Origin of the sequence: Chryseobacterium sp. MEBOG07 (assembly GCF_021869745.1) — a bacterium.
Classification (GTDB): Bacteria; Bacteroidota; Bacteroidia; order Flavobacteriales; family Weeksellaceae; genus Chryseobacterium; species Chryseobacterium viscerum.
The window spans coordinates 932,162-944,150 of sequence record NZ_CP084579.1; the positions used below are offsets into that span (position 1 = coordinate 932,162).

The following is an 11,989-nucleotide window of genomic DNA, read 5'->3' on the forward strand; positions in this document are numbered from 1 at the left end:
AACATATTTCCAAAGGAAAAAATAGTTTTTTAGTGACAAATCTAATTTACTTCTTGAATATTGAGTTTTGCTGCCTTTAAAATTAATTCTATAGATTCATATAATTTTCCATGATATTCCTTTGAAATACCATAACTATATAATTTTTTTGTAAGAGTATCTTTCCTTAAAATTATTGAATTATTTCCACCATCAGTTATAGATGTCATTACATTAGGGTTTCGTGGTAATTCTATATCTTTTTGATTAGTTTTTATAATCAATTCATAAATTTTCTGATACTCAACAAGTGTTATTCTTCTATTATTATATTGTTTATTATTTTTTAAAGTTTTTACAATAACAGATTTTTTCCTTTTAGCCTGTGTAGGAAGTAAGGTAATTGTTAATCTATCTCCTTTTATGAACATGACATTTTCATGGTTAAGTTGTATATACTCATTAGTGTTTTTTTGTGAAATACATGAATCCAATAACAAAAAAATGAACACTATAAATAATAATTTTGTCATTTGGAATAAAAAGAAAATCTTCTTAGACATATTTATTGCTTTGTTAATATAATATCTTTAGGGAAATTAATAGGAAAGTCACCATACTGGTCTATATAGGCATTGTGTTGACAGCTTGGGTCTACAAAACTTGGCTCATACTCAAAATGTAAAGTCATTTGATTTCCTACAAAGCTAGTGATTTCTAACAGGGCTGTTTTCCTACACATATTTTTCGGATAAAAACTTATAGTTTGTTTTCCTGCATGGTGAAGACTTTTGTGGATTCCTCTGAATTCTGGATTTTGGGTGTCAAAATTGGTAATTCTATCTATTTCTACAGTAGTACCATCTGTAGAAATTATTTTTCTTTCTCCAAAAATCTTATCTATATAATATGGTTGATTATCATTGTAATAATATTTAATCTTTTTTAATTCTAAAAAAAGTGTTTTACCATTCCAAGTACCCTTCCATAAGCCAACATATTTATCTAACTCATTGTTAGTGTCTTTTATATATGCGTTATTAGGGATGTCACTTGGACTAGTGTTAAGAGGGAAAATTTGCGCTTTACAGAAAACTGTAATAATTGTTGAAAATAATATTAATAATAATTGTTTCATAATTTTAGATTTTTAAGGACATTGTTTTGTTTTTCTGTTTTCGTTTTCAAGATATATTTCTGTATTGGTTCCATCACTATTGATTTTAAAGAGTTTAAATCCGACCATATTCATTTTGTCTTTCACAAATTTCAAAAACTCTTTTTCTAATTTCTCCATATCATATATGACCTCTTGACTTACATTTGTTACCTTAACAGCACTATTTAATTTCTCCTTATACTTCTCATTTAAATCATAAAATTCCTTTTCTGTATAATTTGGAAGAGAAACAACATCTGTACCATCAAAAGCCATTAAATAATTTCCATTACTAGTTACTACTGTATATGTAAGATAATTTAAAGGAATTTTAGGAGTATTTGTTGGTATATCATTCCATCCTTTTGCCCAAATTATCCATTGGTTAAATTGCAAAATATCACCTGGAGAAAATATTGGATATATACCATCATAATGAGTATGTTGTATTGCAAAAGTATTAGGGAAAAATTTAACATCTACTTGGGTAGTTCCAGGTCTATTCTGTAAAAGCTGGTTTTGTGTTCCTGTTTGAGATGTTCCCAGTCTATAGCCATTTTCATAACTCAAACCCGTTTTTTCTTCTAATGAAGTTATGTTGGCTTTAAAACTTTCATCATAAGTGGATTTTTTTATTTTGCCACAAGGAGTGTTTTTTGTGGTTGCAAATGTCGGGGTTGTAGGAGTTCCTTCATTAGGTCCACTTCCTAAGCCTGTAGTAGGTCCGATATCACCACCTCCAGGTGAGCCATCAATTCCCAGACTTGTATCTGCTGTACAAACTAATGCAACCGTAGTAATGTGTTGAGCTGGATATCCTCCCTCACTTTTCCATTTACAGCCTCCCCATTCACTTTCATTACCTGAATTATGTGCTCCTGTATAACAAGAAAAATACATATCTACCGTTTTATAGGAGCAGGATTCTACAACTCCCATACTTCTATTAGAAATGACTCCTCCATAGGTTCCTTTAGTAAGTTCAATAGCTGTACCTTTGCCAGCTGTTTTAACTCCTTTACCTGAAAGTAAGTCAAGTTTTTCCTGTGGTGTAAAATTGTAAGTTACTAAAAGTTCTTTATAGGTTCCGTCAGGTAGAGAAGATAATACTAAATTTTCTAATGGTGCATCTACAGGAGCATTTTCTCGTACTAGATTAAATGTGTACGTATGGAAAGTGGGTCCAACCTCAATGTAAGTTACATTGTCAGTGTCAATCGAAACTCCATTTGCATAATCAACCGATTTGCCTGATGTATTAGTTTTGATTTCTGTTAGATTCTCTTGTGCTTTTTGTAATTCGGTTTTAAGAACTAATTTGTGTTTACTTTCTTCTAAACGAATTGTTTTAGATGTTGGTCTAAATTGACCACTGTTGTTGTAAGTTTCTTGTTCTGTTAACTGTTCATTCCTACAGGAATATAACAAGACCATAATGGTTACTAAGGAAAGTAACCTCGAAATAAATTTGTTTTTCATTTTATGTATTTAATTTAAAAAAATATTTAATTTTCTTGGCGATAAAGATATAAAAATTATTAAATCAGTTAATATGGTAAACCATTTGTTTTAATAATACAAATGTATACTGTCAAAGCGACAAAACTTGTCGTATGATATTAATAGTGTAATATTTTATTGTTTGGTTGAAGGCATTTTCTCTCTTTAAATTTTCCCGATTAGTGTGTTTAAGTTGGTTTTGATAGTAATATAAGAATTGATATAAATTGATATAAATTAGTAGTATATATTGGTACTATGTAGCAGATTTGATTAACGCCTCTATCCATCGGTATTTGTAGAGATGAATAAATAAGAATCAACCCATTGCAGAGCTAGTTTCTTGTTCTTGAATTTAGGGCTCAAGAGCTGTTTTCACCTAAGCCATTCTGAGAGTGTTTTGTCGAGTTTTAAGGCAAAATTTTGGTCTTATAATAATGATGAGTGCCTACAGGTGGCTTCAAATAGTAATGATTGGCATTAATAGTTTGCAGTAGAAATATTTGGATAATTATAATCTAACTTTATTGTTAATGAAATACTCAAAAAGTTTGAAAGAAATGCAGATAATATTACCGTAATGTTTTGTTAAAAATAATACAATGTTATAACAGTCTGTATTTCTGCTGTTTGATTGTAACTTTAAAAACACTTAAACAAATTACCAAATATCATTATGAGTGAAAATGATTTAAAAAGTATTATAGACTCATTTAAGCCAAGACCAGCAAAGTTTGTGGAACTATCGCTTGATGTTATTGAAGGAGACCCCAATCAACCTCGTAAAGCCTTTGGTTTAGGAGCTGGTGGTGATTATAACCGTCTTATGAAATCAATCATGCATTACGGTATTGAAGACCCAATCAAGGTAAGCGAAATTGAAGAAGGACGTTTTTTAATTATGGATGGACACAGAAGATTTGCGTGTGCAAAAGAATTAGGACTTGAAAAAGTTCCATGTCGTATATATCCTAAAATGAGTGATGGCGAATTTGAAGCTCGGAGATATGAAATGCAAAATAATCGGAGAAGTTGGAAACCAATGGAAAAGGCAAATGCTATTCATAAAATAAAAATTGAATATAAAGATGCAACTAAAAAAGAAATAGCCGATTTACTTGGGATATCACAAGTGCATTTATTTCATTTTACAGAATTAAGGGATATGAGAATGGAATATCTGGAATTAATGTCTGAATATAATATGAAAGAGTATCAACGAATTGCTTTTATGCAGATGCTTCCTAAACTTAGGAAAATTAAGCAATATGAAATTGACGATATTGTGAAAATATTATTCAAAAAAATTAGTGATAATGTAATGTATAGAGCTAGCGATTTTAAAGACCTTGCTAAAATTTTTTCAAATGCATCTTTGCACGAAGAAGAAATTTTATCTTTTTTGACAGAAGCATTGCTAACGGTCACTGAACTATCTGAAAGGTCGCAATTATCGGGATTTTCAAGTCAAATTAAGATATTAATAAAAGAATTAGGTGGAAAGAAGAATCTAAATGTTCAACTGACAGAAAAAGAAAGTGACCTGCTTGGAGACCTGACTAAACTTTTGCAAGCCTTTGTATAATTCATGTTCAATATTGCTCAACAGACCTCTAAAAGTGCGGTTGCTTATTATCGACATTCTGCTGAAGATAAACAGGAAAACTCAGTAGCAATTCAACGTAGTCATGTTGAACGGTTTGCTCTTGAACATAATATTGCAATTATCCATGAAGAAGTTGATGAAGGGGTAAGTGGGCTTCTAGCTAATCGTCCTGGTTTTGAAAGGCTCTTTGATAACTGGATTAAAAATTTCAACGCTCCACATTTCGATTACATATTAGTTTATGATGTTTCACGTTGGGGACGATTTCAAGACCAAGACCAAGCAGGACATTATGTTTATTTATGTAAGAAACATGGTAAAGAAGTAGTGTATGTTTCGAGAGGATTTGTTGATGTAAGTAATCAGCTATTTTCAAGTTTAGAAATTTCCATTCAACGTTACATGGCAGCAGAATATAGCCGCCAATTAAGTGAAAAAGTATTTCATGGATGTGTAAAGGTTTCACAACAGGGGTATTCAGCAGGTGGTACGGCGGTTTACGGAATGGCAAGACAATTACTAGATGTAAATAAAAAACCTATTCGTATTCTTAAAGCAAGAGAGCATAAACAAATAGCAAATGAACGTGTTTCTTTTACTCCTAAAAATGACGATACAACTGAGACAGTACGAAAAATATTTGATTTATTTGTAAATGAAAGATTAGCTATACATGAAATTGTTTCATTTCTAAATCAAAGAAGAATATTTTCATCAAATAACAAACAGTGGGACAAATCAAAAATTATAAAGATATTGACTGACGAAACTTACATAGGTACTCGAATATATAATAAAACATGGGGGAGACTTAAACAAAAATCATACAGAAATCCACGCTCAGAATGGGTGATTGTGCTAGATGCTTTTGAAGCTACGATTGACAATGAGGTTTTTAAGAAAGCACAAGAAAAGATTTATTGGATGTTTCCCAGCAATTGGCGGAAGGGAATTTATGCTATCAAGAAGGCAAGGAAAAACATTTATAATGATATTTTAAAATGGCTTTTAAGCAAAGGAGCGACAGAATTTGAAGCTAATGAGATAGTATCAGGGCTTCCAATTATTTTCAGTATTAAACTTGAAAGCAAAATTACTTCATATTGGTGCTTTTTGCTTTCGGAAAAAATGCGGAATTTTGATAATATATTAGGAATAAGTGTTTTTAAAGATTCAAAAAAAACAATAAATGAGTTTTTTATATTTTCAACAAGAGATTTTAGCTATACAAATTTTCTTATTTTATATGAAAATAGCCCACTATATTACGAAACTAAAATTGAAACTAAAAATTTAGAAGAAGCTGTTGGAAATCTAATTAAACAATTCAAAAAATCTAAGCAGTGGTATAAAGATAGGTATACATTTATTGCAGAAAGATGAGCAGGTTAGCTTGTTTCGGAAAATTCGTCTAGATATACACCATGGAAGATACATGATTCTTTCTGTACTACTGAGAGTTGGTTTCCTGTTCTGGAATCTATGGCACAAGAGTTATTTTTAAGCTATTCTGAGGGTGTTTTGCCGAGTTTTAAGGCAGAATTATGGTGTAATAGCGATGAATGCTTGAAAGTGGCTTAAAATAAAAATGATTGAATTGGCTTTACACCACTATCGTGTAAAGTCAATCTTTCTATATCGCTTCTTCTTTTCTGTGAATCCTTTGAAATTGTCATTTATAATAATTATTTATCCTTTTGCTTATTATTAATTTTAAATTTAGCAGGTAAAGAAATATTTTTCTTTAAGCAATATTCAATGAATTTGCCATTTTCAACTGCTTCAAAAGCTGAGGATTTTGCAAGTTCTAATGAAGAATATTTTTTTTTACTTTTTTGGTTATGAATTGTAAGGCAAAAATAATCGTCAATTTCATCAATTTTTATTTCAAATAAATTTTTCTTAATAGAATGAAAATGTTCTGAGCTCTTCCACTTTATAGAATTAATAAAATTCTTTTTTCGACTTTCAAACCTTCTCACTGATTCCATTAGATTAGATGCTTCTTGGCTATCAGTTAAATTATCACAGCAAAGTGTTCCAACTTCTAAGGCTCCCCATTTTTCATGATAAATATGGAAAACATATCTAATATTACTTCCACAATTGTCGCATTCTCCAATTAAATCTCCTAAATCTTCGTCACCAATATATTCCCATCCATAATTAGGTTTTATTTTCCCATGCTCCATTGCATGACAACCTTTGCATAATGTTACGCAGTCTTCAGATGCGTATTCCCATAGATTTCTGCCTTTTATATATTTTGTATGGTGAACTTGAAGAATTGTTTTACTTGATTCTTTTCCACATATTGAACATTTATAACCGTCAGATTCAATAATGCTATCACGGAATTCTTTCCAAAATTCACTATTATAATTGTTCTTCATGACTTAGGGTTTAAATTGTAATACTAATCTCTTTCAAATCTTATCCACAGATACTCTTTTGACAAACATATAAAAGTAATACGACAAAACGTGTCGTATTTTATTTATATAATTATATAATTTATTGAAAATAGAATTGTTATAATCATTTCTCTAATAGATGAAAGTAATAGCTAAAAGGTTTTCCATAGTAATTTACATTTCTTTCTTTGTCCTTAAAGGATATTAGAGTTTTTAATATAAGTCGTTCATTTACAAGATATTTATTGCTAAGTTTTAATTTAAAACTATCTTCGCAAATTTCATCGTATTTTGAAACTGTTAACTTAAATCTAGAAGTCAATATTTTGAGTGATACTAATTCTTTACGAATTTCTTCGGAATCAAAAATTGAAATCTTAGGAATACAACTAAATAAGAATTTAGGTATAAAAACTTCTTTTTTATTGTTTGTGCTTGAAAGTTCTCGTTTTAATCTAGCAATTTGTTTATATCTACATCTGTCTAAATTTTTTAGTTGTCTAGCGATATGATTATTTTTTGATAATCGATTAAATCCTTTCGCCCAACAAAAATCATTTTCAATGTGATAGTAGTTTCTCATGTTAACCCTTCCAACGGACATTCCTATTAATCTATTACATACTGATTCCATTATGGTATCTTTAGATTTTCTTTGACCTCGCTTAACACTTCGTAATGTCAAATCTATGAGGTTTTGTTGTTTTAGTTTTTCTTTTTTTAATGACCGTTTTCTAACTCTAATCTCATTATTAAAAGAAACTTCATATCCCACAAATCCAATCCACTTTGTTGAATTTAAGTATGAGTTTGACCATCTGTAAGGACTTTTGGATTTTGTTTCTTCTGACCAAAAATTTTTAAAAATTTCCTTATTATGAAAATTAAATTTTGTAGGTGAGTGAGGAACAAGTTTTAGTTTCTTTAGATTTTCAGTATAAATTTGATAATAATTTTCACATTTTTTCTTATTGGGATGAATAATTACCATATCATCACAAAATCTTACATAATGTAATTTCTTATCATTATTTTTCAACAATTCAATATCTGCGAAATGCAAAACCATATTTGCAATAAGTCCTGATATAGCACCTCCTTGCGGTACACCAATTCGATTATTATGAATATTTTTATAATATTTTAGTTCTTTTAGCTCTTTATCAATCCAACCAAAATAACCATTTTCAATTTTATGCTGTTTCCAATATTCAGAATACTTTTTATGATTAAAAATTTTAACATTATGGACAAAAGAATATGATTCTAGGTATTTATAAAATATTCTTTCAGCATTTGAATCAATATTTAGAGGATTTTTTGAAATTAATTTTTTAAAACATTTCTTTACAATAGTATGGTTTACTGAGTCATAGAATTTACTAATGTCACATTCACTAACGTATAATTTTTTACCTTTATAATCTAATTTATATTTAAATATAGAATCGATTGCATGATGGTGAGATGTAACTGTTTTTTTACCATTATATAATCTTTTTGGTCGGAATGCATGTGACTCTGAGAAAAAATGTGTATCAAAATATTCTGATAAATATTTATTTGTCAGACTGATGATGATTCTATCTTTTAAATTATAAAGCGCAATTGGTCGGCATTTTGATTGATTTTTTTTAGATAGAGGAATTATTTTTGGAACTGTAAAACTATAATTAGGATTCAAAATTGAATCTTGAATATCTTTGATAAAATTATTTAAGTTTATAATAAATAATTCGTTGGGGCATTTTTTTTTATAGTAACGTATAGTTTCGTATAAAGATTCAGCATTATTCTTTATACTATCTATCTTTTGATGATTAATATAACGTCTCTGCTTTTTTAGAGTTTTCCACTTTCTACGAGGGGGTAATATAGAATTTAATAATTGTAAATCTTCATCTATTTTTTCTTGATTTTTTTTATGATTTACATGATAGTTTGTTCTTTCATCTGATGATAGAAGATGAACCAAATGTTTTTTACTTCGGTGTCTGGCAATCCTAGCTCTGATTTTACAAATGAGAGTTAATATTTTTTCTTCAGAAAAATAAGTTTGTAACACGATTATAGTTTTTATAAGCTATAGAGAGTCCCTGAATTAAAAAGATAAATACTGAACATTGTCTTTGAAGTTCCTGCCACTTAATTCCAATATTGATTACAGTGTCAACACTAACAACCTACTAAATAAAATTTAGCCGCTGTCTAGGTACTCTCTATTAGCTATTGTTTGTAACCTTTTTCTTTTGCGAAATGAATTATAGTGTTAAAGTTAATAGTTCCTTTTGAATTATGATAACAATCCTGCAATAATGTTAAACATTCCGACTCATTAAACTTTAATTCATCTAACTTGCTCAATTCAATAAAGTATTTTATTCCTAAATCAAACGTAAATGTATTTGATATTGCAAATGCTACTCTTAACCATTCATCATAAGAATGTGTTATAGACTTTTTTTCTCTTTTAAGAAAATTAATAATTTTTAGTATTTCTCTTTTATTAGATTGAGAATTTTTTTCAATAGCATTATGTAATGTAAACTTATCTTTAGCACCTAAATTTTTATTAACGTTCATTTTTACCTTAGATGTCGATTGGCTTACTAATTCTAGATATTCATCGTGATTAATTTCAAACTCAGAATATGATTTTTTTACTGTAATATTTTTGTCACATGAGATAAAACACAACCTAGTATAATCACTGCCACTTTTATCAAGCTCAATATTATATTTTTCTAAAAAGTAAGTAGAAACTTTTTTAAATGCTCTTTTATGATGAAAGTCTATATTTTCATTATTTAATTGAACATCATTAAATTTTAGTTTAATAATTCCTTTTAATCCTGCTCCTGATGGGGAAACCCAATTAGCAATTATAAAATTATCATTATTGAGAATATCTTTAACAGATTCAAGTAGCTTAGTATCTAATTTATCAATATCAATTACCAATAGCTGATTATATTTTATAATTCCTTCTTTTTTTCTATTATTTTGTTCAAATAAAGCACAAAAAGTAACAACAGGAAGATTTTTTTTCTTAATTGAATATAGTTCGCTTCCAGATTTATATAAATTATTTAATTCAAGTGTGAATAATCTAGCTTTGTCACTTTTGATTTCTTCAAAAGTGTCTTGTAAAGTTATAACAGTTGAACTTGAGTTTCTAAGATTACTTAGATAACTAATCTGTAAATCTTTCATCATAACCAATTTTTCTCTTTTAGAAATACCAATATAATAATTAACATTGAATCAATAAAATTATCATTTACAGAAATTCAAATCATATTATCAAATATTTCTATCAACTGACAATTATTATATTTAATTGTTTAAATTATTTATTATGAAATATTACATTGAAGAAATCATTAAATACAATGATGAAATCTCTATTTACAAATTAATCTACAGAAAAATAAAATTTAAGTGGTGGCAATTTATTATTTTTGGTATTCTTCTACTTTCAATAATATTTTTTTAAAGTTTATTTATAAAGAATATTACTGGCTATCTTTCTTACCATTTTCATTCTTTATTGCTTCATTTGTATTAACGATATCGATTTTAAGAAAAGGAATAAAGACTGTAATAAGCAAACATTATCAATATGCTCTAAATGAAAATGGAGATTATAATTACAAGTCATTTTTAGAGATACAAAAAGTTCAATTGGTTAATCTAATGGGAGAAGATTTGATTAAAAAAGGAAGTTTACTATTTTTAATTGATAAATTAACATTATCTAGCCAACGCAATACTTATTCTTATATTATATCCATTAATGTCATTTTAATCACTGTAGGTATTTTCACGGGTGGTTTTTTTCCAAAATTTTTAGATTTTGCAAAGGACTATAGAGATTTTAAAACTACTTCGAAGTTGCTCGTACCCGTAATTATGCTATATTTTTTTCTATTTATTACAATTGATAGATTTATTATAAAAGATATTGTTTTAAAATATAAAAATGATAAGAGTAGGATTGTCAAAACTTTAGAGAATATTTATTTGGATAGGTACGTTGAATAATTGGTTAAATATTTTTAAAATCAAATGATTGGATTTGTCATGTTGATACTATGGCAAAACCAATCATTTTTTTAATTGGTATAAAATTACCGTAACGTTTCCTGTATTTTATTTAAGAGTTGCTTTAAGTCATCTTTGTTTAGTTCAATAGTTACCAATCCATTGTCTGTATTGGTAAAGATTTGAAATTTATCTGGACTTTTTTCAATAACTGAAAAATCAGCACTGCAATTCAAAACTTGATATGGTTCAAATTCAGTTTTTTGAATATTTGTAATAATAATTTTGCTCATATTTAAAGATTTTCAAAAATAGTTATGATATTCTGGTATGACGAAGAATTGTCAAAAGATGCTAAGATGTTCCCTTTATGTGTTTTTTCTTTCAGTTCAATTTTCTGTGTGGCATGATTGTAGGTCAGTACATATTTTTTAGTACCAATAAAAAACCAAATTATATTTGCGGGCTGTCCTGCATATTGTTTGACAAGTATTTGACCATCAGCTCTCCATATAATTGCTCCTAATAATGCAAGTGAAACACCTTCAACATTTCCTGCATGATGATTGGCTCTACCAAGTACTCCTCTTAGGTATGTTTGTAAAATGTTTATTGAGTTTATAGTTATAGCCATAATTAATTTTCTAAGTAAATAATATCGGATTCATCTTGGATGTTGAAGACATTCACAAACTTATTGTTTTCGTCAGTCCTCATAATTAAAATTTGATTTGCAGAAGCTTTAATACCTCCGTACTCTATCACTCGCACAACTTCGTCTTTATCAAGAAATTTCTTTAAGAGTTCACCTATTTCATGTTCTTGAAGCTCTCTGCTTTCTAATAAATAGTAGTGGTTTTTGTCTTCTTTGCCTTTGAGTTTAATTTCTTTCATTTTATCTGTTATTTATACCTCATTTCTACTTGTTGCTCTTTTATGGTTTCAATAAATGAATTAGTATTGAAATCAAATCCATATAGCTCCATAGCATATATAAATGCTGTATTTAATGCGTAAACATCTTCTTTGTTTATCCAACTCTTAGTAGGCATATGTACTAACCAATCATACATATTGCTCCTGTCTTGCGGTCCAGATTCTGCCAAATCTTCCTTTGTAATTAAATATTCAGGTTCGTTTTCTTTGTTCCAGCTAATGCCTTTGTCTGTGATTAGCCAATTTCCAATTTTAAAGTTTTCCATGATATTATTAATTTTTAGTCCTAGATTTTTGATTGTTGTATCCAGAAAATTAAAAGGTTAAATTCTTACCTTTGCGTAGTTGTTT

At 28.4% G+C, this 11,989-nt stretch carries 13 protein-coding genes; 3 read left to right on the forward strand and 10 right to left on the reverse strand.

Annotation, left to right across the window (positions count from 1 at the left end):
• Window positions 1-41: 41 nt before the first annotated feature.
• The 3 genes from LF886_RS04240 to LF886_RS04250 form a co-directional block, all read right to left on the reverse strand.
• Window positions 42-410: a hypothetical protein gene (locus LF886_RS04240; RefSeq protein WP_236852860.1), complete on the reverse strand. Its 369-nt coding sequence runs from the start codon at window positions 408-410 to the stop codon at window positions 42-44.
• Between the two features lie 134 nt (window positions 411-544).
• On the reverse strand, window positions 545-1,117 hold the full coding sequence (locus LF886_RS04245) for a DUF6705 family protein (protein ID WP_236852861.1): 573 nt from the start codon (window positions 1,115-1,117) through the stop codon (window positions 545-547).
• A gap of 12 nt (window positions 1,118-1,129) precedes the next feature.
• Window positions 1,130-2,617 (reverse strand): hypothetical protein, encoded by a 1,488-nt coding sequence (locus tag LF886_RS04250; protein ID WP_236852862.1) that lies wholly within the window; start codon window positions 2,615-2,617, stop codon window positions 1,130-1,132.
• Window positions 2,618-3,314: 697 nt separating this feature from the next.
• Between LF886_RS04250 and LF886_RS04255 the strand changes: the two genes are divergently transcribed.
• Together LF886_RS04255 and LF886_RS04260 are read left to right on the forward strand one after the other, a co-directional pair.
• Window positions 3,315-4,223, forward strand: coding sequence for a ParB/RepB/Spo0J family partition protein (locus LF886_RS04255; protein WP_236852863.1), 909 nt, complete (start codon window positions 3,315-3,317; stop codon window positions 4,221-4,223).
• Window positions 4,224-4,226: 3 nt separating this feature from the next.
• Window positions 4,227-5,627: a recombinase family protein gene (locus LF886_RS04260; protein ID WP_236852864.1), complete on the forward strand. Its 1,401-nt coding sequence runs from the start codon at window positions 4,227-4,229 to the stop codon at window positions 5,625-5,627.
• 302 nt (window positions 5,628-5,929) lie between these two features.
• Here the strand turns inward: LF886_RS04260 and LF886_RS04265 are convergent, their stop codons facing one another.
• The 3 genes from LF886_RS04265 to LF886_RS04275 all read right to left on the reverse strand — a co-directional run bounded on the left by LF886_RS04265 (window position 5,930) and on the right by LF886_RS04275 (window position 9,874).
• Entirely contained in the window at window positions 5,930-6,637 is a 708-nt protein-coding gene (locus tag LF886_RS04265; RefSeq protein ID WP_236852865.1) for an HNH endonuclease, read from the reverse strand.
• Between the two features lie 145 nt (window positions 6,638-6,782).
• Window positions 6,783-8,723, reverse strand: a complete 1,941-nt coding sequence (locus LF886_RS04270) for a reverse transcriptase/maturase family protein (RefSeq protein ID WP_236852866.1) — start codon at window positions 8,721-8,723, stop codon at window positions 6,783-6,785.
• 161 nt (window positions 8,724-8,884) lie between these two features.
• Window positions 8,885-9,874 (reverse strand): BT4734/BF3469 family protein, encoded by a 990-nt coding sequence (locus LF886_RS04275; RefSeq protein WP_236852867.1) that lies wholly within the window; start codon window positions 9,872-9,874, stop codon window positions 8,885-8,887.
• Window positions 9,875-10,102: 228 nt separating this feature from the next.
• Between LF886_RS04275 and LF886_RS04280 the strand changes: the two genes are divergently transcribed.
• The gene (locus LF886_RS04280) at window positions 10,103-10,702 is read left to right on the forward strand and encodes a hypothetical protein (RefSeq protein ID WP_236852868.1); all 600 of its coding nucleotides are present in this window, start codon (window positions 10,103-10,105) and stop codon (window positions 10,700-10,702) included.
• Window positions 10,703-10,788: 86 nt separating this feature from the next.
• Here LF886_RS04280 and LF886_RS04285 read toward each other — a convergent pair whose 3' ends face one another.
• From LF886_RS04285 to LF886_RS04300, 4 genes are read right to left on the reverse strand one after another with little or no spacing between them, the layout of a single operon-like run.
• On the reverse strand, window positions 10,789-10,995 hold the full coding sequence (locus LF886_RS04285) for a hypothetical protein (RefSeq protein ID WP_236852869.1): 207 nt from the start codon (window positions 10,993-10,995) through the stop codon (window positions 10,789-10,791).
• Between the two features lie 2 nt (window positions 10,996-10,997).
• Entirely contained in the window at window positions 10,998-11,336 is a 339-nt protein-coding gene (locus tag LF886_RS04290) for a hypothetical protein (protein WP_236852870.1), read from the reverse strand.
• A gap of 2 nt (window positions 11,337-11,338) precedes the next feature.
• On the reverse strand, window positions 11,339-11,596 hold the full coding sequence (locus LF886_RS04295; protein WP_236852871.1) for a hypothetical protein: 258 nt from the start codon (window positions 11,594-11,596) through the stop codon (window positions 11,339-11,341).
• Window positions 11,597-11,604: 8 nt separating this feature from the next.
• Window positions 11,605-11,904: a hypothetical protein gene (locus LF886_RS04300; RefSeq protein ID WP_236852872.1), complete on the reverse strand. Its 300-nt coding sequence runs from the start codon at window positions 11,902-11,904 to the stop codon at window positions 11,605-11,607.
• Between the last annotated feature and the right edge of the window lie 85 nt (window positions 11,905-11,989).

Coding starts and splice junctions, on each gene's coding strand:
- LF886_RS04240 (WP_236852860.1), bottom strand. CDS start 410: ATGTTCATAAAAGGAGATAGATTAACAATTACCTTACTTCCTACACAG.
- LF886_RS04290 (WP_236852870.1), bottom strand. CDS start 11,336: ATGGCTATAACTATAAACTCAATAAACATTTTACAAACATACCTAAGA.
- LF886_RS04250 (WP_236852862.1), bottom strand. CDS start 2,617: ATGAAAAACAAATTTATTTCGAGGTTACTTTCCTTAGTAACCATTATG.
- LF886_RS04255 (WP_236852863.1), top strand. CDS start 3,315: ATGAGTGAAAATGATTTAAAAAGTATTATAGACTCATTTAAGCCAAGA.
- LF886_RS04265 (WP_236852865.1), bottom strand. CDS start 6,637: ATGAAGAACAATTATAATAGTGAATTTTGGAAAGAATTCCGTGATAGC.
- LF886_RS04295 (WP_236852871.1), bottom strand. CDS start 11,596: ATGAAAGAAATTAAACTCAAAGGCAAAGAAGACAAAAACCACTACTAT.
- LF886_RS04300 (WP_236852872.1), bottom strand. CDS start 11,904: ATGGAAAACTTTAAAATTGGAAATTGGCTAATCACAGACAAAGGCATT.
- LF886_RS04260 (WP_236852864.1), top strand. CDS start 4,227: ATGTTCAATATTGCTCAACAGACCTCTAAAAGTGCGGTTGCTTATTAT.
- LF886_RS04245 (WP_236852861.1), bottom strand. CDS start 1,117: ATGAAACAATTATTATTAATATTATTTTCAACAATTATTACAGTTTTC.
- LF886_RS04285 (WP_236852869.1), bottom strand. CDS start 10,995: ATGAGCAAAATTATTATTACAAATATTCAAAAAACTGAATTTGAACCA.
- LF886_RS04275 (WP_236852867.1), bottom strand. CDS start 9,874: ATGATGAAAGATTTACAGATTAGTTATCTAAGTAATCTTAGAAACTCA.